At 70.5% G+C, this 20,538-nt stretch carries 18 protein-coding genes; 12 read left to right on the forward strand and 6 right to left on the reverse strand.

Annotation, left to right across the window (positions count from 1 at the left end):
* Positions 1-101 precede the first annotated feature (101 nt).
* Positions 102-3,803 carry a polarized growth protein Scy gene (scy, locus tag NGB36_RS07475; protein WP_308288815.1) on the reverse strand — a complete coding sequence of 1,234 codons (3,702 nt, stop codon included), beginning with the start codon at positions 3,801-3,803 and terminating at the stop codon, positions 102-104.
* A 214-nt stretch (positions 3,804-4,017) separates the two neighbouring features.
* Positions 4,018-4,446, reverse strand: a complete 429-nt coding sequence (gene mce, locus NGB36_RS07480; protein WP_255919325.1) for a methylmalonyl-CoA epimerase — start codon at positions 4,444-4,446, stop codon at positions 4,018-4,020.
* A 140-nt stretch (positions 4,447-4,586) separates the two neighbouring features.
* Here mce and NGB36_RS07485 point away from each other — a divergent pair, with 140 nt between their 5' ends.
* On the forward strand, positions 4,587-5,804 hold the full coding sequence (locus NGB36_RS07485; protein WP_255919326.1) for an acetyl-CoA C-acetyltransferase: 1,218 nt from the start codon (positions 4,587-4,589) through the stop codon (positions 5,802-5,804).
* A 99-nt stretch (positions 5,805-5,903) separates the two neighbouring features.
* Entirely contained in the window at positions 5,904-6,884 is a 981-nt protein-coding gene (meaB, locus tag NGB36_RS07490; RefSeq protein ID WP_255919327.1) for a methylmalonyl Co-A mutase-associated GTPase MeaB, read from the forward strand.
* On the opposite strand, the gene NGB36_RS07495 is transcribed toward meaB, so the two are convergent.
* Together NGB36_RS07495 and NGB36_RS07500 are read right to left on the reverse strand one after the other, a co-directional pair.
* Complete coding sequence (locus tag NGB36_RS07495) at positions 6,881-7,357, reverse strand: MarR family winged helix-turn-helix transcriptional regulator (RefSeq protein ID WP_255919328.1); 477 nt, start codon at positions 7,355-7,357, stop codon at positions 6,881-6,883. The genes meaB and NGB36_RS07495 overlap by 4 nt on opposite strands.
* A 154-nt stretch (positions 7,358-7,511) precedes the next feature.
* The gene (locus NGB36_RS07500; protein WP_255919329.1) at positions 7,512-8,297 is read right to left on the reverse strand and encodes a DUF2127 domain-containing protein; all 786 of its coding nucleotides are present in this window, start codon (positions 8,295-8,297) and stop codon (positions 7,512-7,514) included.
* A gap of 336 nt (positions 8,298-8,633) precedes the next feature.
* On the opposite strand from NGB36_RS07500, the gene NGB36_RS07505 reads away from it, so the two are divergent.
* The 5 genes from NGB36_RS07505 (at position 8,634) to icmA (ending at position 12,105) form a co-directional block, all read left to right on the forward strand.
* Positions 8,634-8,981 (forward strand): DUF3817 domain-containing protein, encoded by a 348-nt coding sequence (locus NGB36_RS07505; RefSeq protein ID WP_255919330.1) that lies wholly within the window; start codon positions 8,634-8,636, stop codon positions 8,979-8,981.
* Positions 8,978-9,274, forward strand: coding sequence for an MTH1187 family thiamine-binding protein (locus NGB36_RS07510; protein ID WP_255919331.1), 297 nt, complete (start codon positions 8,978-8,980; stop codon positions 9,272-9,274). The genes NGB36_RS07505 and NGB36_RS07510 overlap by 4 nt, the downstream gene beginning before the upstream one ends.
* 100 nt (positions 9,275-9,374) lie before the next feature.
* Positions 9,375-9,884, forward strand: coding sequence for a MarR family winged helix-turn-helix transcriptional regulator (locus NGB36_RS07515; protein ID WP_255919332.1), 510 nt, complete (start codon positions 9,375-9,377; stop codon positions 9,882-9,884).
* A gap of 50 nt (positions 9,885-9,934) precedes the next feature.
* Positions 9,935-10,273: a DUF3817 domain-containing protein gene (locus NGB36_RS07520; protein WP_255919333.1), complete on the forward strand. Its 339-nt coding sequence runs from the start codon at positions 9,935-9,937 to the stop codon at positions 10,271-10,273.
* A 131-nt stretch (positions 10,274-10,404) separates the two neighbouring features.
* Positions 10,405-12,105: a coenzyme B12-dependent isobutyryl-CoA mutase large subunit gene (gene icmA / locus NGB36_RS07525; RefSeq protein WP_255919334.1), complete on the forward strand. Its 1,701-nt coding sequence runs from the start codon at positions 10,405-10,407 to the stop codon at positions 12,103-12,105.
* Here the strand turns inward: icmA and NGB36_RS07530 are convergent.
* The gene (locus tag NGB36_RS07530) at positions 12,081-12,752 is read right to left on the reverse strand and encodes a TetR/AcrR family transcriptional regulator (RefSeq protein WP_255919335.1); all 672 of its coding nucleotides are present in this window, start codon (positions 12,750-12,752) and stop codon (positions 12,081-12,083) included. The two genes, icmA and NGB36_RS07530, sit on opposite strands and share 25 nt — an antisense overlap.
* Positions 12,753-13,002: 250 nt before the next feature.
* Between NGB36_RS07530 and NGB36_RS07535 the strand changes: the two genes are divergently transcribed.
* The 4 genes from NGB36_RS07535 to NGB36_RS07550 all read left to right on the forward strand — a co-directional run bounded on the left by NGB36_RS07535 (position 13,003) and on the right by NGB36_RS07550 (position 17,057).
* A complete protein-coding gene (locus NGB36_RS07535; RefSeq protein WP_255919336.1) occupies positions 13,003-13,959 on the forward strand; it encodes a tetratricopeptide repeat protein in 957 nt (318 codons plus the stop codon).
* Positions 13,960-14,556: 597 nt separating this feature from the next.
* Positions 14,557-15,180: a DUF6230 family protein gene (locus NGB36_RS07540; RefSeq protein ID WP_255919337.1), complete on the forward strand. Its 624-nt coding sequence runs from the start codon at positions 14,557-14,559 to the stop codon at positions 15,178-15,180.
* A 130-nt stretch (positions 15,181-15,310) separates the two neighbouring features.
* On the forward strand, positions 15,311-15,844 hold the full coding sequence (locus tag NGB36_RS07545) for a DUF6114 domain-containing protein (RefSeq protein ID WP_255919403.1): 534 nt from the start codon (positions 15,311-15,313) through the stop codon (positions 15,842-15,844).
* Positions 15,837-17,057: a hydrogenase expression protein HypF gene (locus tag NGB36_RS07550; protein WP_255919338.1), complete on the forward strand. Its 1,221-nt coding sequence runs from the start codon at positions 15,837-15,839 to the stop codon at positions 17,055-17,057. Before NGB36_RS07545 ends, NGB36_RS07550 begins: the two co-directional genes overlap by 8 nt.
* A gap of 106 nt (positions 17,058-17,163) precedes the next feature.
* On the opposite strand, the gene galE is transcribed toward NGB36_RS07550, so the two are convergent.
* Positions 17,164-18,135, reverse strand: a complete 972-nt coding sequence (gene galE / locus NGB36_RS07555; RefSeq protein ID WP_255919339.1) for a UDP-glucose 4-epimerase GalE — start codon at positions 18,133-18,135, stop codon at positions 17,164-17,166.
* Positions 18,136-18,246: 111 nt separating this feature from the next.
* On the opposite strand from galE, the gene NGB36_RS07560 reads away from it, so the two are divergent.
* On the forward strand, positions 18,247-20,520 hold the full coding sequence (locus NGB36_RS07560; protein ID WP_255919340.1) for a bifunctional glycosyltransferase/CDP-glycerol:glycerophosphate glycerophosphotransferase: 2,274 nt from the start codon (positions 18,247-18,249) through the stop codon (positions 20,518-20,520).
* Positions 20,521-20,538 lie beyond the last annotated feature (18 nt).

Raw genomic sequence — 20,538 nt, forward strand, 5'->3', positions numbered from 1 at the left:
GGGGTTCCTGTCAAAGAGACCGGTGAGGTGATAGAGGGAATCCTAGGGTGCCGGACGGCGTGTCATCGAGCGGATGTCCGTAAGGTCTGGAGAATGTCCCCTCAATCGAGTGGAGCGTCCTCGGACCGCTTGCCACTCGAACGAGCGGTTCCGGCGCCGGCGCCCGCCCTGACGGGCCCCGTCTGGTTCGGTACGCCAGGAGCCTTCTTACCTCCACCCGCCGGTGCCTCAAACGACTCCAGCGCCTCCAGGACATCCTGCACCCGGGAGATTTCCGCGTTGATGTCCTCTCGACGGCGCTTGAGTACGTCCAGCTCACGACGACCCTCCTCGACGATCCGTTGCGCCTCCGAGCGCGCCTGGGCCACCGTGCGCTCCGCCGCCCGTTCGGCCTCCGCCCTCTTCTGCTCGGCCTCCTTGAGCAGTCCCTCGGCCTTCTTCACCGCGGCGATACGGATCCTGCCGGCCTCCGCGGACGCCTCGGCGGACAGCTCGGCCGCCTTCTTCTCCGCCTCCTCGACCAGATTGCGTGCCTTCTCCTCAGCCTCTGTCAACTGCTCGGTGGCGGCTGCCACGAGCTTGTCGACGCGTTCGCCCGCGGACTTCATCGCCTCCGCGGACTCCTTGCGGGCCCGCTCGTGCAACTCCTCGACCTCGGCCTCCACGCGGGCGCGCAGCTCCTCGGAGCGCTCCCGGATCGCGGTTGCGTCCCGGCGGGCCTCGGCAAGCAACGTGTCGGCGTCCGCACGGGAACGCTCCACCCGGGAATTGGCCTCCGCCGTCGCCTCACTGACGAGACGTTCGGCCTCGGCGCGCGCCGCGCCGACCATCGCGTCCGCCTGCTCCTCGGCCGCCGTGGCCTTGCGCACGGCGTCGGCCTGGGCCTCGGCGGCGATGCGCTCGGCCTCCGCCGTCGCCTCGGAGAGCAGCTCGTCGGCCTGCTGGGCGGCTTCGCTGCGCTTGCGGTCGGCGTCGGCGCGGGCCTCGTCGCGGATCCGGTCGGCCTCGGCCGCCGCGGCCGCGGCGTGCTCCTCCGCGTCGCGGCGCGTCTGCTCCGCCTCCTGGGCGATGCGTTCGGCGTCCTGGGCCGCGCGGGTGACCCGCTCGTCGGCGTCGGTGCGCAGCCGTCCGGCCTCCTCGGCCGCGCCCGCGACCAAGTCGTCGGCCTGCTGGGCGGCTTCGCTGCGCTTGCGGTCGGCGTCGGCGCGGGCCTCGTCGCGGATCCGGTCGGCCTCGGCCATCGCCTCGGCGACGGTCCGCTCGGCGAGGGCCTTCGCCGCCTCCGCCTCCTCGTGGGCCTCGCGACGGAGGCGCACCGCGTCCTGGCCGGCCCGTTCCCGCTCGGCGTTGGCGTCCGCGTGCAGCCGGTCGGCCTCTGCGCGGGCTTCGGTGCGGACCCGCTCCGCCGCGTGCTCGGCCGCCGAGCGCAGCCCCGCGATCTCCTCCTCGGCCTGCTCGTGCAGCCCGGCGACCGCGTCGCGCACCTGCTGTGCCGTCTGCTCGGCCGCGGCCACCAGTTCGGCAGAGCGCTGCTCGGCCTCGGCGACGAGCCGCTCGGCCTCGGCGCCGGCGTCCTCGACACGCTTACGGGCCGACGCGAGCAGTTCCTCGCTCTGTTCACGCGCACCGGAGCGCTCCTGCTCGGCCTCGCGCCGGGCGTCCGCCAGCAGCTCCTCGGCCTCACGGCGGCGCCGGGCCGCCTCCTCGCGGGCCGCGGCGAGCGCCTCGGTGGCCTCGGTCTCCGTCCGTTCCGCGGCGGCGGCCGCCTCCGCCCGCATCCGGTCGGCGGCCTCGCGCGCCTGGCTGCGCAGCTCCTCGGCCTCTGCGGCGGCCTCGCTGCGCAGCCGCACCGCGACGGACTCGCCCTCGGCACGGGCCTGCGAGGCGTCGGAGGCGGCCTCGGTGCGCAGCCGTTCGGCCTCCGCCTCGGCGTCGGCCTGCAGTGCGCGGATCCGCTCGGCGGCCTCCGACCTGATCCGGTCGGCCTCCTCGGCCGCCTCCCGGCGCAGCCGTTCGGCCTCGGCCCCCGCCTCGCGGAGCGTCTCGTCCGCGGCGGTCAGCCGCTGCCTGAGCTCCGAGCGCTGCCGGTCGAGCTCCTCGCGGGCTTCCTCGTGGAGGCGGCGCGCCGCCTCCACGGCGTCGGTGCGCACCCGCCCGGCGTCGCTCTCCGCCTCCTGCCGGACCTGGCTCGCGGCCTCCTCGGCCTCGGCACGCAGCGACTCGGCCTCGGCGCGGGCCCGTTCCAGGGCCTCCTCGGCCTGGCGGCGCAGGGCGGAGGCGCGCTCGATCGCCTCGGTGCGCACCCGCTCGGACTCGGTGGTGGCGGACTGCCGCAGCTCGTCGGCGTCGCCGCGGGCCTTGGTCAGCAGCTCCTCGGCCTTGTTGGCGGCCTCCTCGATCTGCTGCAGCGCCTCGCGGCGCGCCTCGCCGCGGATCCGCTCGCCCTCGGCGACCGCCTCCGCGCGCAGCTGCTCGGCCTCGCCCCGCAGCCGCCGCGCCTCCTCCTGCAGTTCGACGGTCTTGGCCCGGTACTCCTTGGTGTCGTCCTTGGCCGCGCCCTTGAGCTGCTCGGCGGTCTCGGCCGCCTCGGCGCGCATCCGTTCGGCCTCGGCTTCCGCCTCGCGGCGGATCCGTTCGGCCTCTTCGGCGGCGGCCCGGGTTGCGGCCTGGGCGTCCTCGGTCGCCTTGGCGAGGACCTCTTCGGCGCTGCGGGCGGCCTTGGCGAGCTGGGCGGCGGCGTCCTCCGCGGCGGCGGAGCGCGCGGCCTCTGCGGTCTCGGCGACCAGCCGTTCCGCCTCGGCGCGTGCGTCGTCACGCACCTGTTCGGCCTCGGCCTTGAGGCCCTCGGCCTCCTTGGTGGCCTCGGCGACCAGGCGAGCGATCTCGGCGCGGGCGGTACGGGTGCGCTGCTCGTTCTCGGCCTCGGCGCCGGAGAGACGCTTGGCCGCCGTCTCCTCCGCCTCGGCGCGGATCCGTTCGGCCTCGGTGCGGGCCTCGCGCAGCGCGGTCTCGGCATCGGCCAGCGCCGTCTCGGCGCGCCGGGTCAGCTCGCCGGCTTCCCGCCTGGCCTCCTCGGACTCCGCGCGGGCGCCGGTGCGCAGCTGGTCGGCGTGGTCGGTGGCCTCCTGGGCCTGCGTGGAGGCGGCGGTGAGCAGCCGCTCGGCGTCGGTACGGGCGCGCCGCAGGATCGCTTCGGCTTCGGCGCGGGCCTCGGAGGCGGACGACTCCAGCCGTTCGCGGGCCTGTTCGGTCAGGCGGGCCGCCTCGGCGCGCGCCGCGGCAAGCGCCGCCTCCGCCTCGTTCCGCGACTCGTCGAGCAGCCTGCGGGCCTGGGACTCGGTGCGGGAGCGCAGCTGCTCGGCCCAGGCGACGTTCTCGTTGACGTGCGACTCGACGGTCGAGCGGCGCTCGGCCAGCTCCTCGTCGAGGCGGCGGCGGCGAGCGACCGCCTCCTCGTGCCACTGGGCTTCGAGCTGGGACTGGCGCTCGGCCTGCTCCTGGAGCATCCGCTGGGTCTTGGCGCGGGCCTCGCGCAGCTCGCGTTCGGCGTCGGCGCGCAGCTGGTCGGCCTGGATCTGGGCGTTGCGCAGCAGCTGCTCGGCCTGGTGGCTGATGTTCTCGTAACCACGCGGCTGGGTGATTCGGCGGCGCGCCTCGTGCAGCTTGGCGCGCAACACCTCCACCTGGTAGCCCAGGTCGTCTGCGTGGTCGACGGCCTTGTCCCGCTCTTTCCGAAGCCGTTCCATCTCGGCCTCGAACTGCGAGAGGTGGTCGTCAGCCTCGTAGCCGTCGTAGCCCCGCACTCCGCGGTCCCATCCGTCTCCTGGACTGCTCACCCGCCAACCGGGTGAGCTCTCGGGTGAACATAGCCATTCCGGAGAATGGTGTCAGATCCACACCGCGGATCGGGCCCGTACCCCGTTTCGTCCCCGTGCCCATCCTGCGACCGTCTCCCCGGTCGGCCTGGACAACTGTACCGGGGAGCGGCCGACTGGTCAGGAGTCTTAAGGCACCCGGTCAGTGGTCCTCGGCCGCTGTGACCAGCTCGGTGAGGACTCCGTGGCAGTCCTTGGGGTGGAGGAAGGTGATGCGGGAGCCCATGGATCCGCGGCGGGGCTCGTCGTAGAGCACGCGGACCCCCTTCGAACGGATGTCCGCGGCTGCACCGTCGACGTCCGCGGTGCCGAAGGCGATGTGGTGGACGCCCTCGCCGTTCTTGGCCAGCCACTTGCCGACCGCGGAGTCCTCGCGGGTCGGCTCCAGCAGCTGGAGGTAGGAGGCGCCGCCGTCCGAGGTCTCGTTGATCTTGAGCATGGCCTCGCGTACGCCCTGCTCCTCGTTGACCTCGGTGTGGAACACCTCGAAGCCGTACGTGGCACGGTAGAACTCAACAGTTTTGTCGAGGTCGAAACAGGCGATCCCGATGTGGTCGATGCGCGTCAGCATGGTTCAAGTGCACCGCTCACATGCATGGTCACGCAACGTGCGCGCGATCACATGTCGCAGCCGGTGACCGGAAGCCGTACCCGTCAGTACATTGGCCCTTAACCCTCGTTAACCTCCTCCCTTCGCAAAGGGGCCGCGCCATGACCAGTCAGGCCAGTCAGGCTGAGAAGTCCGTGATCGTTGCAGGCGCCCGGACGCCGATGGGCCGCCTGCTCGGCGCTCTGCGCACGTTCTCCGGTGCGGATCTGGGCGGGTTCGCCATCAAGGCGGCGCTGGACCGCGCAGGCATCGGCGGCGACCAGGTGCAGTACGTGATCATGGGCCAGGTGCTGCAGGCGGGCGCCGGCCAGATCCCGGCCCGTCAGGCCGCGGTCAAGGCCGGTATCCCGATGAACGTCCCGGCGCTCACCGTCAACAAGGTCTGCCTCTCCGGGCTCGACGCGATCGCGCTGGCCGACCAGCTGATCCGGGCCGGCGAGTTCGACATCGTCGTCGCGGGCGGCCAGGAGTCCATGACCAACGCGCCGCACCTGCTGCCGAAGTCCCGTGAGGGGTTCAAGTACGGCGCCGTGGAGATGCTCGACGCGATGGCCTACGACGGCCTCACCGACGCGTTCGAGAACGTCGCAATGGGCGAGTCGACCGAGAAGCACAACACCCGCCTCGGCATCGGCCGCGCGGAGCAGGACGAGTTCGCGGCCCTGTCCCACCAGCGGGCCGCGGCCGCGCAGAAGAACGGCATCTTCGACGCGGAGATCACGCCGGTCGAGATCCCGCAGCGCAAGGGCGAGCCGGTGGTCTGCAGCAAGGACGAAGGCATCCGGGCGGAGACGACGGCCGAGTCGCTGGGCAAGCTGCGGCCCGCGTTCGCCAAGGACGGCACGATCACCGCCGGCACCTCCTCGCAGATCTCCGACGGCGCGGCGGCCGTGGTCGTGATGAGCAAGCGGCGGGCCGAGGAACTGGGCCTGGAGTGGATCGCGGAGATCGGTGCGCACGGGAACGTGGCGGGTCCGGACAACTCGCTGCAGTCGCAGCCGTCCAACGCGATCAAGCACGCGCTGAAGAAGGAGGGGCTGACCGTCGACGACCTCGACCTGATCGAGATCAACGAGGCGTTCGCGGCGGTCGCCGTGCAGTCCATGAAGGACCTTGGTGTGACCCCCGAAAGGGTGAACGTCAACGGCGGCGCGATCGCACTGGGTCACCCGATCGGGATGTCCGGGGCGCGGCTGGCGCTGCACCTCGCCCTGGAGCTGAAGCGCCGCGGCGGCGGCGTCGGTGCGGCTGCCCTGTGCGGCGGCGGCGGCCAGGGCGACGCGCTGATCCTTCGCGTCCCCGGAAACCAGGGCGCCTGACGGGGTCTGACGGCACCTGACGCCGCAGGTCCCGGGCACGGGGAGAATCGGGGGCCGGGTGCCCGGCCCCCGTACGAACGAAGTGAGGAGCACAGCACGGTGGACGTCCAAGGGTTGGTCGCGCAGGCCCGGGAGGGCCGGCCCCGTGCCGTGGCCCGCTTGATCTCGCTCGTCGAGGGGGCGTCGCCGCAGCTGCGCGAGGTCATGGCCACCCTGGCCCCGCTCACCGGCGGTGCCTACGTCGTCGGCCTCACCGGTTCGCCGGGCGTGGGGAAATCGACCTCGACGTCGGCCCTCGTCACGGCGTACCGCAAGCGCGGCAAGCGCGTGGGCGTGCTCGCGGTCGACCCCTCGTCGCCGTTCTCGGGCGGGGCGCTGCTCGGGGACCGGGTGCGGATGTCGGAGCACGCCTCCGACCCCGGCGTCTACATCCGGTCCATGGCCACCCGAGGCCATCTGGGCGGACTCGCGTGGGCCGCGCCGCAGGCGATCCGCGTGCTCGACGCAGCGGGCTGCGAGGTGATCCTCGTGGAGACCGTCGGTGTCGGGCAGTCGGAGGTGGAGATCGCCGCGCAGGCCGACACCTCGGTGGTGCTGCTGGCACCGGGCATGGGCGACGGGATTCAGGCGGCGAAGGCCGGGATCCTGGAGATCGGCGACGTGTACGTGGTCAACAAGGCGGACCGGGACGGCGCCGACGCGACGGCCCGCGAGCTCAACCACATGCTGGGGCTCGGCGAGTCCCGCGCCCCGGGCGACTGGCGTCCGCCGATCGTCAAGACGGTCGCGGCGCGCGCCGAGGGCATCGACGAGGTGGTCGAGGCGCTGGAGAAGCACCGCGCGTGGATGGAGGAGCGTGGCGTGCTCGCCGAACGGCGGCTGCGCCGGGCCGCGCTGGAGGTGGAGCACATCGCCGTGACGGCGCTGCGTGAGCGCATAGGTGACCTCAGCGGCGACCAGCACCTCGACGCGCTGGCCGAGCGCATCGTCGCCGGTGCGCTCGACCCCTACGCGGCTGCCGACGAGCTGATCGCCGGTCTGACCGGTGACCAGGGCCCGGGAGCCCGCCGGCCCGCCTAGCTCTGGACCCGCACGGTGCGCAGGTGCTTGGCCACCGGGGCCAGCGCCTGCTGGAGCGCGTCGAGCTCATTGGGTGACAGCAGGTCGATGAAATGTTCGCGCACGGACGCGACGTGGTGCGGTGCGACCTTCTTCATCGTGTCCCAACCGTGGTCGGTGAGGACGGCGAACAGGCCGCGCCGGTCCGACTCGCAGTTCTCACGACGGACCAGGCCCGCGTTCTCCATGCGCGTGATCTGGTGGGAGAGCCGGCTCTTGGACTGCAGCGTGGCGCGGGCGAGATCGCTCATCCGCATCCGGTGGTCGTCGGCCTCGGAGAGGTTGACGAGGATCTCGTAGTCGTTGTTGGTCAGTCCGAACGGCTGCAGATCCCGTTCGGTCTGATAGGTCAACAGCCGGCACACCTCCAAGTGAGTGCGCCATGCCTGCTGCTCGGTGTCGGTGAGCCAGCGGACGCCGTTCTCGGTCTCCATGGGGGGATTCTACCTAAAGTGTTGAAAAACGGACTAGTAACACTATTGTGCCACTAGTGTTCGACGGCTCCCTGAAGGCTACCGTGTGAAGTGCTCGCGTCACAGTGCGTCGGAGATCGGTGACTCCGGGGGGTCGGCCGCGCCTTCCGCGCCGTTACACCGACGCCCGCTCACCGGCGGCCTGCTCCCCGGCGGCCCGCTCCACCTCGAGCAGCGAAGCACCCCGTCGCTCCGCCTCGAACGCCGCCGCCCCGCCGCGCAGCCCGAACAACCGCTTGGCGAGCAGGATGTAGAGCACCGCGAGGACATTGAGCACCAGCGTGCCGATTTTGAGGTAGCTGACCTTCTCGGTGAGCTCGTAGATCTCCAGCGGCAGGAAGGCGGCGGTCGCCACCACCGTCAGATACTCCGCCCAGCGCTTGGCGAGCCACAGACCGACGCCCTCGATCCCCTCGATCACCGCGTATCCCAGCAGCGCGCCGGCCACGATCAGCAGCGTGGAGTGCTTGTACTGGAAGGTCTTCTGGATGGTGTCGACGACGGGGGAGTGATCGAGGTCGTAGTGGAAGTGCTCGGCGACCGGACGGAAGGCCGTCAGGTCGTTGGAGAACAGCTGGCGCACTGCGTCCTGCGAGTTGCTGAACTTCCACACCGCCACCGCGGCCAGGGCGATGAACACGAAGCGCAGCACGCGCTCGACGGCGAGCACCCGCAGGATGAACAGATCGCGCAGCGCCCGTCCCCGCGGCACCGGCGGCGCGTCTCCCGCCGGTCCGCGAGCCTGCGGTTCGCCCAGCGCGAAGTCGCCGCAGCGCAGGCACTGCCAGGCGTCCCCGAGCGCCGTCTGCGCGTGCAGACGCTCGCGCAGATGCTGCTCGCTCGGCGCGTACGTGACATGGCCGCGCCGGGCGCAGGTCCGTCGGTTCCAGTCCAGCTTCATCGTCGTCCCCCGTGGTCAAGGCCGATCACATCAACCATCGATGCTAGGCCCTGCCCGGGCGATTTTCGTGGGCCCGCGACGCCTACGGCGAGGTCAGCCGCTGCCGCGGCGGGCGCACCTCGCTGCGGTGCCGGGCTCGCCCACCACGCCGCGCCGGCACTGCCCTCGGCGGGGGTAGCCCTGCACCCGACGAGCGGGCTGATCCGCGAAGATCGCCCGGACAGGGCCTCGTGGTGACCACCGACACACCGCCCCGCGCCGAGGGACCGGTGCAGGACTGGGACAATGGCAGGAATTGTGCGCCGTGAAACTCCCCGTGACGATTGAGGACCCCTCGTGGACGTGAAGACCGCCGCCGCCCTGCGCCGCCTGCGCATCATCTCCATCGCCGAGGCCATCTCCTTCCTCGCACTGCTGATCTTCGGCTCGCTGCTGAGCCGCATCACCGACATCAACCTCGTGATGCCGCTCGGCATGATCCACGGCGTGCTCTTCATCCTGTACCTGCTCTTCCTCGCCGACGTGTGGAACAAGGCGAAGTGGCCGCTCGGGCGCGTCGGACTGTTCTTCCTCTTCGCCGTACTGCCCACCGGCGGCTTCTTCGGCGACCGCAGGATCCGCCGCGAGGAGGAGGCCGGCGCGATCGCCGCCAGGGCGCGCAGGGAGGGAGTGGTGAACGCGTGATCGTCGCCTTCTCCGTCACCCCGCTCGGCGTCGGCGAGGACGTGGGCGAGTACGTGGCCGACGCGGTGCGCGTGGTGCGTGAGTCCGGGCTGCCGAACCGCACCGACGCGATGTTCACCTCCGTCGAGGGCGAGTGGGACGAGGTGATGGACGTCGTCAAGCGCGCCGTCGCCGTCGTCGAGGCGCGCGCCCCGCGTGTCTCGCTCGTTCTGAAGGCCGACATCAGGCCCGGCGTCACCGACGGGCTGACGGGCAAGGTGGAAGCGGTCGAGCGGCGCCTCGCCGAGCAGTAGGCAGCAGTAGGCGCGCGCACGCCTCGGACCGCGTGCGGGCCGCCTGCCCGGATCGTGGAACGGCTCTGGCCTGCATATGACCCCCCGGTAGGCTCGGGGCGTGCCGAAGCCGTTGAGCCTGCCTTTCGACCCCATCGCGCGCGCCGACGAACTGTGGCGCCGCCGCTGGGGCGCCGTGCCGTCGATGGCAGCGATCACGTCGGTCATGCGTGCGCAGCAGATCCTGCTCAGCCAGGTCGACGCCATCGTCAAACCGTACGGACTGACCTTCGCCCGTTACGAGGCGCTGGTGCTGCTCACCTTCAGCCAGGCCGGCGAACTGCCCATGTCCAAGATCGGTGAACGCCTGATGGTTCACCCGACCTCCGTCACCAACACCGTCGACCGCCTCGTCAGATCCGGCCTCGTCGACAAGAGGCCCAACCCCAACGACGGCCGCGGCACGCTTGCCTCCATCACCGACAAGGGCCGCGAGGTGGTCGAGGCGGCCACCCGCGACCTGATGGCGATGGATTTCGGTCTCGGGGTCTACGACGACGAGGAGTGCGCGGAGATCTTCGCGCTGCTGCGGCCGCTGCGGATAGCGGCGGGGGACTTCACGGGGGAGTGAGGCGGGGGTCCCGCGAGGAGCTCCAGGAGGGCCGCGTACGCTCGTCTGCCATGAAGCAGAGTGTCCTGACCCGGTACCGCGTGATGGCGTATGTCACGGGTGTCCTTTTGATCCTGCTGACGATCGGCGTGATCGCCAAGTACCTGCTGCACGTCAACGGTGCGGCCGGGTTCGTCGGCATCGTGGGCATCGCGCACGGCTGGCTCTACATCGTCTACCTGGTCTTCGCCTTCGACATGGGCAGCAAGGCCAAGATGCCGTTCGCCAGGCTGCTATGGGTGCTGCTCGCCGGCACCGTGCCGACCGCGGCGTTCTTCGTCGAGCGCGGGGTCACCCGCGAGCTGGAGCCGCTGGTGCGGGACGCGTCCCCGGAGCCGGTCAAGGTCTGAGGCCCCCGAGGCCGCCCCTTGTGCGTCCGCTCTCTCTCACCGACAATTACTAGGACGTCCTAGTAATTGTTTGCGTGCCACTGGAGGCCCGCGACCCGGGCGCCGGAGGCGAAGAGAGGCGGAGACACCGCATGGATGCTGCAGCCATCGAGGAGGGACGCCGCCGCTGGCAGGCGCGTTACGACGCCGCCCGCAAGCGTGACGCGGACTTCAGTACGCTCTCCGGCGATCCCGTGGAGCCCGTCTACGGTCCCCCCGAAGGCGGTACCGTGCCCGGGTTCGAGCGGATCGGCTGGCCGGGAGAGTACCCGTTCACCCGGGGCCTGTATCCGACCGGCTACCGCGGGCGCACCTGGACCATCCGCCAGTTCGCCGGCTTCGGCAACGCCGAGCAGACCAACGAGCGCTACAAGATGATCCTGGGCAACGGCGGCGGCGGGCTCTCCGTCGCGTTCGACATGCCCACCCTGATGGGGCGCGACTCCGACGACCCGCGCTCGCTCGGCGAGGTCGGCCACTGCGGGGTGGCCATCGACTCCGCCGCCGACATGGAGGTCCTCTTCAAGGACATCCCGCTCGGGGACGTCACCACCTCCATGACCATCAGCGGCCCCGCCGTCCCCGTCTTCTGCATGTACCTCGTCGCCGCCGAACGCCAGGGCGTCGACCCGTCCGTCCTCAACGGCACGCTGCAGACCGACATCTTCAAGGAGTACATCGCCCAGAAGGAGTGGCTCTTCGAGCCCGAGCCCCATCTGCGCCTCATCGGCGACCTGATGGAGCACTGCGCGGCCCGCATCCCCGCGTACAAGCCGCTGTCGGTCTCCGGCTACCACATCCGCGAGGCGGGCTCGACGGCCGCCCAGGAGCTCGCCTACACCCTCGCCGACGGCTTCGGCTACGTGGAACTCGGTCTCTCCCGCGGTCTCGACGTCAACACCTTCGCGCCCGGCCTGTCGTTCTTCTTCGACGCGCACGTCGACTTCTTCGAGGAGATCGCCAAGTTCCGTGCGGCGCGGCGCATCTGGGCGCGCTGGATGCGCGACGTGTACGGCGCGACGAGCGAGAAGGCGCAGTGGCTGCGCTTCCACACCCAGACCGCGGGCGTCTCGCTCACCGCCCAGCAGCCCTACAACAACGTCGTGCGCACCGCTGTCGAGGCGCTCGCCGCCGTGCTCGGCGGCACCAACTCGCTGCACACCAACGCCCTCGACGAGACCCTCGCGCTGCCGAGCGAGCAGGCGGCCGAGATCGCCCTGCGCACCCAGCAGGTGCTGATGGAGGAGACGGGCGTGGCCAACGTGGCCGACCCGCTGGGCGGTTCGTGGTACGTCGAGGCGCTGACCGACCGCATCGAGGCCGACGCCGAGAAGATCTTCGACAGGATCAAGGAACTGGGCGCACGGGCCGTGCCGACCGGTGAGCACCCCATCGGCCCCATCACGTCGGGCATTCTGCGCGGCATCGAGGACGGCTGGTTCACCGGCGAGATCGCCGAGGCCTCCTTCCGCTATCAACAGGCCCTGGAGAAGGGCGACAAGCGCGTCGTCGGCGTCAACTGCCACACCGGCTCGGTCACCGGCGACCTGGAGATTCTGCGGGTCAGCCACGAGGTCGAGCGCGAGCAGGTGCGGGTGCTCGCCGACCGCAAGGCGGGCCGCGACGACGCGGCCGTACGCAGGGCGCTGGACGCGATGGTCGCGGCCGCGCACGGTGGGAGCAACATGATCGAGCCGATGCTCGACGCGGTACGCGCCGAGGCGACCCTGGGCGAGATCTGCGGCGCGCTGCGCGAGGAGTGGGGGAGTTACACCGAGCCGGCGCGCTTCTGATCAGGCTGGCCGGCGGCCGCCTCCGTACGGATCTGCTGCATCGCCGCCGGCAGGCCGCCGATCAGCAGCGCGGTGAAGGTGCGGGCCCAGGAGGTGTCCACCGGCTCGCCGCTGACCAGCGTGCGGTGCACCACCGCGCCCGCGATCACGTCGAAGATCAGGTCCGCGTTGCGGGCCGCCGCGTCCTCCCCGGCCTTGTCGTCGGAGTCGAGCGGCAGCTCGCCGCGGGCCTGGGCGCGCTCCCGGCCCAGCTCGACGAGGCGCTTCTGGCGGTCGACGATGGCGTGCCGGATGCGCAGGCGCAGCGCCTCGTCGTGCGTCGACTCGGCGACCACGGCCATCAGGGCGGTCTTGGTCTCCGGACGGTCGAGCAGCGCCCCGAACTCCATCACCACGCCTTCGACGTCGGCGGCGAGGCTGCCGCGGTCGGGCAGCTGGAGTTCGTCGAAGAGCGCGGCGACCGCGTCGAGCACCAGCTCGTTCTTGTTGGCCCAGCGGCGGTACAGGGTGGTCTTGGCGACTCCGGCGCGCTCGGCGACATGGCCCATCGTCAGCTTTCCCCAGCCGACGTCGACCAGCGCGGATCGTGTCGCGTCGAGTATGGCCTCATCCGCCTCGGCGTTTCGAGGTCGTCCCGTGCGGCTCATCCAGGCGACCCTACCGCGCGGTAGCCGGTGGTCGCCGGTGAGGGAAATCACGCCCGAGTCGGCCGTAGCTATTGCGGGGGCGGGTACTCATGGAGTTACGCTACGAGCCGTAGCGAAAGAGCGATGACCACAAGCGACGACCACGGGCGTGGGTGGGGACCCACGCCAACGGGTAGTGATGCATGGGCCGACACCGTCGGCGGGCAGGGCGTGTTCACGATAATCCCGGCGAGGGGGGAGGATTGGCCTTATGCAGCCACGGAACATGTCCATGAGCGGCGTGGTCGACCTCGCCGCGGTGAAGGCGGCGGGTGAGGCCAAGCAGAAGGCCGAGCAAGCCCGCCGGGAGCAGAGCGCCCGCGGGGGCGGGCAGAGCACCGGCCCCGCGCAGCTGGTGATCGACGTCACCGAGGAGACCTTCGAGAGCGAGGTCCTCCAGCGGTCCGCCGAGGTCCCGGTCGTGATCGATTTCTGGGCGGAGTGGTGCGAGCCGTGCAAGCAGCTCGGCCCGATGCTCGAACGCCTCGCCCAGTCGTATGCGGGGCGGATCGTGCTCGCCAAGATCGACGTCGACGCCAACCAGCTGCTCTTCCAGCAGTTCGGTGTCCAGGGCATTCCCGCGGTCTTCGCGGTGCTGGGCGGCCAGGCGATGCCGCTCTTCCAGGGCGCGGCGCCGGAAGCGCAGGTGCGCGAAGTGCTCGACCAGCTGATCGCGGTGGCCGAGCAGCGGTTCGGTATCACCGGCATCCAGGTCGACGGCGAGGCCGCCGCGGCCGAGGCGCCCAAGGCACCGGAGAATCCCGTTCTGGCAGCCGCCCACGAGGCGCTCGACCGCGGTGATCTCGGCGGCGCCGTCAACGCATACAAAAACGTCCTGTCCGACGACCCGGCCAACGTCGAGGCGAAGCTGGGTCTCGCCCAGGCCGAGCTGCTGCGCCGGGTGCAGGACAAGGACCCGCAGGCCGTGCGCAAGGCGGCGGCCGAGAGCCCGGCGGATGTCGACGCCCAGATCGACGCGGCCGACCTGGACATGGTCGGCGGCCACGTGGAGGACGCCTTCGGCCGGCTGGTCGAGACCGTGCGGCGCACGGCGGGCGAGGACCGCGATCGTGCCCGGGTCCACCTGCTCGAACTGTTCGATGTCGTCGGCTCGGACGACCCGCGGGTGAGCCAGGCCCGCACCACGCTTGCGCGCGTGCTGTTCTGACGTGGGCACTCACCGTGAGTGGTCGTTGATGATTTAGCGACCTGGCGGCCGCGTTTATCAAATCTTGATAAAACGCGGCCGCCGTTACCTGTAGTAAGCCGCGGCGATCTTGCTGTCCGGTCACGTCCGGGTGTGTCTGAATTTGGCCACCCCCTTTTATGTACGCTCTGTGTCCGTCCTCCACTTGTCGGACGCACGTCGGTTATCCCGCCGTTACTCGGCGGTAACGACCCCCCTTGTGTCGCGGCTTGGAATCGACAACGATCGGCGGCGCTCGGTCCATTCACACAGTTCCGCCCCCACCGGAGCCGCTGCGAAGGGTCCCCACCGAGCGGGCACGCGGCAACTGCCGTCGTGCTCTTGGGCAGGGGGGTACTTGTCCGACCGGACAGGTCCTGCCCAACAGCAGGTTGCGCGAGAGCGTGGCCAGTGGTTGTCGCTCGGGGGTGATCGCCGGTGCTTCGGGCACGGGCCGTCCTGCAGGTACGACGGTCCCCGACGACGGCGCTCTCCTTCCCGAGGACGTAGCACTTCTCCCATCCCAGGCCCGGATCGCGCATCCAGGCCGGAGATGTACGTCCGAGAAGGAGGAAAGTCATGGAGTCCAACACGGCTCGTGGCGGGACCAGATGGAAGCGGTTCGCCGTCGTCATGGTGCCGAGCGTTGCTGCCACGGCCGCGATAGGTGTCGCCCTTGCACAGGGCGCTCTCGCGGCATCGTTCAGCCTCTCCGGCCAGCAGTTCAAGGTCAGCACCGACAAGCTCGTCGGTCAGGGCTTCCTGCAGTACGGGGCCGTTGACGCGCTGCACAACGGCCAGCAGGTTCCGGTCGCGGTCTCGGCGTTCAAGAGCGCCCAGATCACCAACCTGTGCCAGTCGGTCGTCGTTCCCGTCCCGATGTTCGGCGACTTCTCGATGAAGCTGACCGCCGGCGGCAGCGGTACTCCGGTCCAGGCGCAGAACCTCTACATCGACCTGGACCAGCTGAACGCCGACGCCCAGTTCAACAACATCAATATCGGTGTTGCCGCAGGCGACAGCACCAAGGGCCCCGGCATGAAGGGCGGCAACGAGAAGGCGGACCCGGGCTCCTTCGCCCAGGAAGCCGACTCGGCGACGCTGACCGGTGTCAAGCAGACCGCCTGGGCGACCAGCGCGGGAACGTTCAAGCTCAGCGGCCTGCAGATGAAGGTCAGCAAGGGCGACAACGAGTGCTTCTGAGCCGCTGACGCGCTCGTACGCACATCGACGGCCGGGTGAGGGACGGGACCTCGTCCCTCGCTCGTGCCGTCGCAACTGAACCACCATTGCCGGTCGCAGGGAGCTGTTTACGATGAGCGCCGAGTCGCAGATGAGCGCCAAGCCGCACGGACTGCTTGACCGAATCGGCAGTTGGCGCCGGTCCTTCCGTTCGTGGCGTGATCAGCGCCCGTTCTGGGCGGGGCTGCTGACGCTGCTGGGCGGACTGCCGATCATGTATTTGCCCTACGCCAACCTGACCCTCGGCCAGTTGACGATCCGCATGGCCACCACGGCCGGTTCCGGATCGTTGATCATCGGCGTACTGCTGGTGGTGCTCGGCATCACCATGTGGTTCCAGTCGGCGGCCCGATTCTTCGCCGGCGTCGCCGCGATCCTGCTGGCGCTGGTCTCGCTGGTCGTCTCCAACTTCGGAGGCTTCCTGGTCGGCTTCCTGCTGGCGCTGATAGGCGGCGGCCTGTCGATCGCGTGGGCGCCCGGCACCACGGCGCCGGACGCCGCGGGCGAGGGCGCCACGCCCCCGGGACCCGCGGGCGACGGCGGCGGTGGCCACGAGAGGACCCCGGAGCCCGCCTGGTCGGCGTTCGGGGACGACAAGTCGCTGAACGGGAGGCACCGTGCGTGACGATGCTCTGCCGGAGGACCAGGTCGCCGAGGGCGACGGTTCCGGTACGAGAACGGGGCCGCGCCACGCGGCTCCCCGCAAGTCGCTGCTGACCCGTGCCAACGCCTCGGCGGGCAAGGCGATAGCGATGGCCGCCATGCCGACCGCCGTGATCATGGGCATGGGACTCACGCCGCGCCTCGCCTCGGCCGACGAACTGCCCAAGAACCCCTTCTCGGGCGACAGTTGCGTCAGCCAGTCCGACTCGCCCTCGCCGTCGAGCTCGGCGTCGGCTTCCCCCTCCGCGACGCCCTCGCCGTCCGCCTCCCCGTCGACCTCGCCGACGCCGTCAGCCTCGCCGAAGGCTTCGACACAGGCCAAGGCACCGGGCGCGTCGAAGTCGTCGGGGTCCTCGTCGGCCGGCAGCACGTCGAACACGACGAACTCCGGGGGCGGGCTGCTCGGCGGACTCAGCAACACGCTCTCCGGCCTGGGCAACACCCTCACCGGGGGCGGCGGCTCGTCGTCCGCGTCGCCCACGCCCAGCGCCTCGCCGTCGGCGAGCTCGTCGGGCAGCGGCAGCAGCGGCCTGCTGGGCTCGGTGACGAAGACGGTGAGCAAGACCACGGGCTCGGTCGCCTCGACCGCCAAGGGCGCCACGGACTCCGTGACCAAGACGGTCTCCAACGCGGCCTCCGCGCTCCCCACGGCCTCGTCGTCGTCCTCCGGGAACGGCACGCCGTACCCGTGCCCGACCTACAACGCCAAGGCGCTCGCCGACGCGGGCCTTGAGCAGACGCCGGAGCTGCTGCCCAACCAGCCCTGGGTGCTCAAGACCTCCCTGCTGACCCTGACCGGCCTGGACTACCACGGCGTCGTGAAGGTGAAGACGGAGAACGGCAGCGTCAAGGACGTGCTGAAGTTCACGGCCACCGCCGTGGACATCAAGGACCTCCACCAGATTCAGGACGGCTCCAACGGCACGTACAACCATGTCAAGGCCGCCCCGGGCAGTACGTCGACGATCCGCAACGGCACGGTGACGATGTACACCCAGGAGCTGAAGGGCGACCTCTTCGGGCTCATCCCGGTCACCTTCAGCCCCGACAGCCCGCCGCCGGTCAACGTTCCGTTCGCGTTCTTCACCAACGTCACGGTCACGCAGGCCGGGCAGTTCGGCGGCACGCTCACCGTGCCGGGCATGGACGCCTACGGAAACACCTCGCCGGACTAGTCCGGGAGCCGCAGAACGGCGGTGGGCGCCTCACCGGTCACCGGGTGGCGCCCACCGCCGTTCGCTTCTGCGCCCGCTCACAGTTTCGCTCGTCTGCGTGCGCGCCCTACGCGTCGTGCCGGGCCCGCCATCCCGCCCATGCCGAGGAGATCATCTCGTCCACGCCGTACTGCGCCGACCAGCCCAGCTCGGAGCGGATGCGCTCCGCCGAGGCCACCACGCGCGCCGGGTCGCCGGGCCGTCGCCCCTCGACCTTCGGCTCCACGGCCTCGTGGCCGGTGATCGTGCGGATCCGGCCGACCATCTCGGTCACGGAGACGCCCTCGCCGCGTCCGATGTTGACCGTCAGATCGCCCGTCGCCCCCGCCGCCAGCCGCCGCGCGGCGGCGAGGTGTGCCGAGGCGATGTCCTGGACATGGATGTAGTCGCGGATGCAGGTGCCGTCGGGTGTCGGGTAGTCGTCCCCGAAGATCAGCGGAGCCAGGCCCTGGTCGAGCTTCTCGAAGACCATCGGCACCAGGTTGAAGATGCCGACGTCCGCCAGCTCAGGCTGCGCCGCCCCCGCGACGTTGAAGTACCGCAGGCACGTGGTGGCGAGGCCGTGCGCCTTCCCTGTCGCCCGAACGAGCCACTCGCCGGCCAGCTTGGTCTCTCCGTACGGGTTGATCGGGGCGCAGGGCGTGTCCTCTGTCACAAGGTCGACGTCGGGCATGCCGTAGACCGCCGCGGAGGAGGAGAAGACGAAGTGCTGCAGGCCGGCGTCGATGACCGCACTGAGCAGCACCTCCAGGCCGTGCACGTTCTCCCGGTAGTACAGCAGCGGCTCGGCGACCGACTGCGGGACCTGCTTCTTCGCGGCGAGGTGCACCACACCTGTCACACTGTGCTCGGCGATGGTGCGGTCCAGCAGCTCGCGGTCGAGGGTGGACCCCTTCACCAGCGGAATGGACTCTGGCAGCCGCTCCCGGATACCGGTCGAAAGGTCGTCGAGCACGACGACGCGCTCGCCTGCGTCCGCCATGGCATGCGCCACGTGCGACCCGATGTAGCCTGCACCACCTGTGATCAACCACGTCATGCCCGACAGCCTAAAGGGCGTCGCTCTGCCGTAGGATTTCAGCACTTAAAAATTCATCTTCCGTCTGCAACCCGTCCCACACTCGCCGCGTCTTACAGGAATCGTCACTCCATGACCCACTCCACGGCGTTCAGCGTCAGCGTCAGCGTCATCGTCACCGCCCGCGACGCGCAGGGGCACCTGAGGGAGTGCCTCGACAGCATCCTTCGACAAGAAGGGCAAACCGGGCATTTCGCTCCGGTGCTGGATGTCATCGGCGTCGACAACGCCTCCACCGACGCCACGGCCGCCATCTTCGACGAGTACGCAGACCGCGACGAACGTGTGAAGGTGATCCACCTCCCGCACCGGCTCACCGCGGGCGAAGCGAGGGACACGGGCGTCCAACAGGCGAACGGCGGCTATCTGCTCTTCCTCGACGGGCGCGACATCCTCCTCCCGGGCGCGCCGGCCGCACTCGCCCGGCGCGTCGCCGAGGCCGGCGAGCCGGACGTCGTCCTCTTCGACCATGTGCGCGCCCACTGGTCGAACCCCGCGATCCCCAGCGGTGACGCGAAACACTTCCAAGAGCTGGGCCGGGACGCGTTCGGTCTTGCCGCACACCCCGAGGTGCTGCAGGTCACCGCGAGCCTCGCCAACCGGCTCGTCCGCACCGGTTTCTACCGGGACCACCTCGACCTGTTCACCAACGACGACTACGAACCGGCCCTCCCCGGCATCGGCAGTCTGCTCGTCGCCGAGCGCATCGCGATCCACGACGCGATCTGCGTACGGGTGCGCGAGCCGGAGGCCACGGCGCCCGAGGGGCACTTGACCCTCTTCCCGCAGTACGAGCGGCTGTGGGAGCTGCTGGAGCGCCCGTCGTTCACCGCCGAGCACCGCCTGCTCGTCTTCAACAGCCAGATCCAGCGGTACCTGAAGGTGCTGACCCTGCCCGGGCTGAGCGAGCGCGATCAGGCAGAGTTCTTCCGCGCAGCCGCCCAGCACTTCCGGCGTTTCAGGCCCGTCGGCTACACCCGCCCGGCCAATCTCAACGGCGTGCGCCACTCGATGCTGGAGCGCGGCTCGTTCTCCGGCTACCGGGCGCTGCAGGCGGCCAACCGCAGGCGTCGGGGGCTGCGCACGGTGGCCGTCAAGGCCAAGCAGGTACTCGGCGAGAAGGCGCGTGACGGCGCCTACCGCGAGCTGATGCGGCTGCCGCTTGAGGAGGACCTTGCGGTCTTCTCCGCCTACTGGGATCGCGGGCTGGCCTGCAGCCCCGCCGCGATCTCCGTCAAGCTGGCCGAACTCGCCCCGAACATCCGGCAGTTGTGGGTGGTGCGCCGCGCCAACGTGCCGCTGGTCCCGCCGGGCATCGACTACATCGTGCCCGGCACCCGCCGCTACTGGCTGGCGATGGCCCGCGCCAAATACTTCGTCAACAACGTCAACTTCCCGGACACCATCCTCAAGCGGCCCGGCCAGATCCACGTCCAGACCCATCACGGCACCCCCCTCAAGCGAATGGGCGTCGACCAGATCCCCTTCCCCGCCACCTCCCGCGGCGAGAACTACGAAGCACTGCTGGAGCGGTGCGCCCGCTGGGACTTCTCCGTCTCCGCCAACCAGCACTCCACCGAGACCTGGCAGCGCGCCTATCCCGTGCCGTTCACCTCGCTGGACTACGGCTACCCGCGCAACGACGTCTTCTACAGCGCAAGCGCCGAGGACGTGCTGCGTGTGCGTGAGCGGCTGGGCATCGCCCCGGGACGCAAGGCGGTGCTGTACTGCCCCACCCACCGCGACTACGAGGCCGAGTGGACCCCGCGCCTGGACCTGGAGCGGCTGGCGGCACGCCTCGGCGACGACTTCGTGCTGCTGGTGCGCGGACACTACTTCTACGACCGCGGGCTGTCCCCGCTGGAGGACCTGCACCGGCGCGGGGTGATCATCGATGTGTCCACCTACGACTCGGTCGAGGAGCTCTGCCTCGCCTCCGACGCCTTGATCACCGACTACTCCTCGGTGATGTTCGACTACGCCAACCTGGACCGGCCGATCGTGGTGTTCGCCGACGACTGGGAGACCTACTCGGTCACCCGCGGCGTCTACTTCGACCTGACCACGACCAGCCCCGGCGCGGTCGCCCGCAGCCAGGACGAGGTCGAGGAGCTGTTCGCGTCGGGCGCCTGGTGCGACGAGGCGGCGGCGGCCGACCGCGCCGCGTTCCGCCGCAAGTTCTGCGAGTTCGACGACGGGAACGCAGCCGAGCGCGTTGTACGCCATGTTTTTCTCAATGAGAGGGGCCTGGGGGAGAAGGGCGTGCCGCCGATCGTCCCCGTCGACCAGCGCACCCCCGCGCCCACTCCCGACAAGGCCGCCGCGCTGGGCCCGCTGGACGGGTGAGCCGCACGGCGTCACACC

Origin of the sequence: Streptomyces humicola (genome assembly GCF_024436035.1) — a bacterium.
Lineage (GTDB): Bacteria > Actinomycetota > Actinomycetes > Streptomycetales > Streptomycetaceae > Streptantibioticus_B > Streptantibioticus_B humicola.

Bases quoted from the DNA above. Each gene is read 5' to 3' on its own strand.
- mce (WP_255919325.1), bottom strand. From the start codon at position 4,446: ATGCTGACGCGCATCGACCACATCGGGATCGCCTGTTTCGACCTCGAC.
- NGB36_RS07485 (WP_255919326.1), top strand. From the start codon at position 4,587: ATGACCAGTCAGGCCAGTCAGGCTGAGAAGTCCGTGATCGTTGCAGGC.
- NGB36_RS07495 (WP_255919328.1), bottom strand. From the start codon at position 7,357: ATGGAGACCGAGAACGGCGTCCGCTGGCTCACCGACACCGAGCAGCAG.
- NGB36_RS07500 (WP_255919329.1), bottom strand. From the start codon at position 8,297: ATGAAGCTGGACTGGAACCGACGGACCTGCGCCCGGCGCGGCCATGTC.
- NGB36_RS07520 (WP_255919333.1), top strand. From the start codon at position 9,935: ATGAAGCAGAGTGTCCTGACCCGGTACCGCGTGATGGCGTATGTCACG.
- icmA (WP_255919334.1), top strand. From the start codon at position 10,405: ATGGATGCTGCAGCCATCGAGGAGGGACGCCGCCGCTGGCAGGCGCGT.
- NGB36_RS07530 (WP_255919335.1), bottom strand. From the start codon at position 12,752: ATGAGCCGCACGGGACGACCTCGAAACGCCGAGGCGGATGAGGCCATA.
- NGB36_RS07535 (WP_255919336.1), top strand. From the start codon at position 13,003: ATGCAGCCACGGAACATGTCCATGAGCGGCGTGGTCGACCTCGCCGCG.
- NGB36_RS07540 (WP_255919337.1), top strand. From the start codon at position 14,557: ATGGAGTCCAACACGGCTCGTGGCGGGACCAGATGGAAGCGGTTCGCC.
- NGB36_RS07545 (WP_255919403.1), top strand. From the start codon at position 15,311: ATGAGCGCCAAGCCGCACGGACTGCTTGACCGAATCGGCAGTTGGCGC.
- galE (WP_255919339.1), bottom strand. From the start codon at position 18,135: ATGACGTGGTTGATCACAGGTGGTGCAGGCTACATCGGGTCGCACGTG.
- NGB36_RS07560 (WP_255919340.1), top strand. From the start codon at position 18,247: ATGACCCACTCCACGGCGTTCAGCGTCAGCGTCAGCGTCATCGTCACC.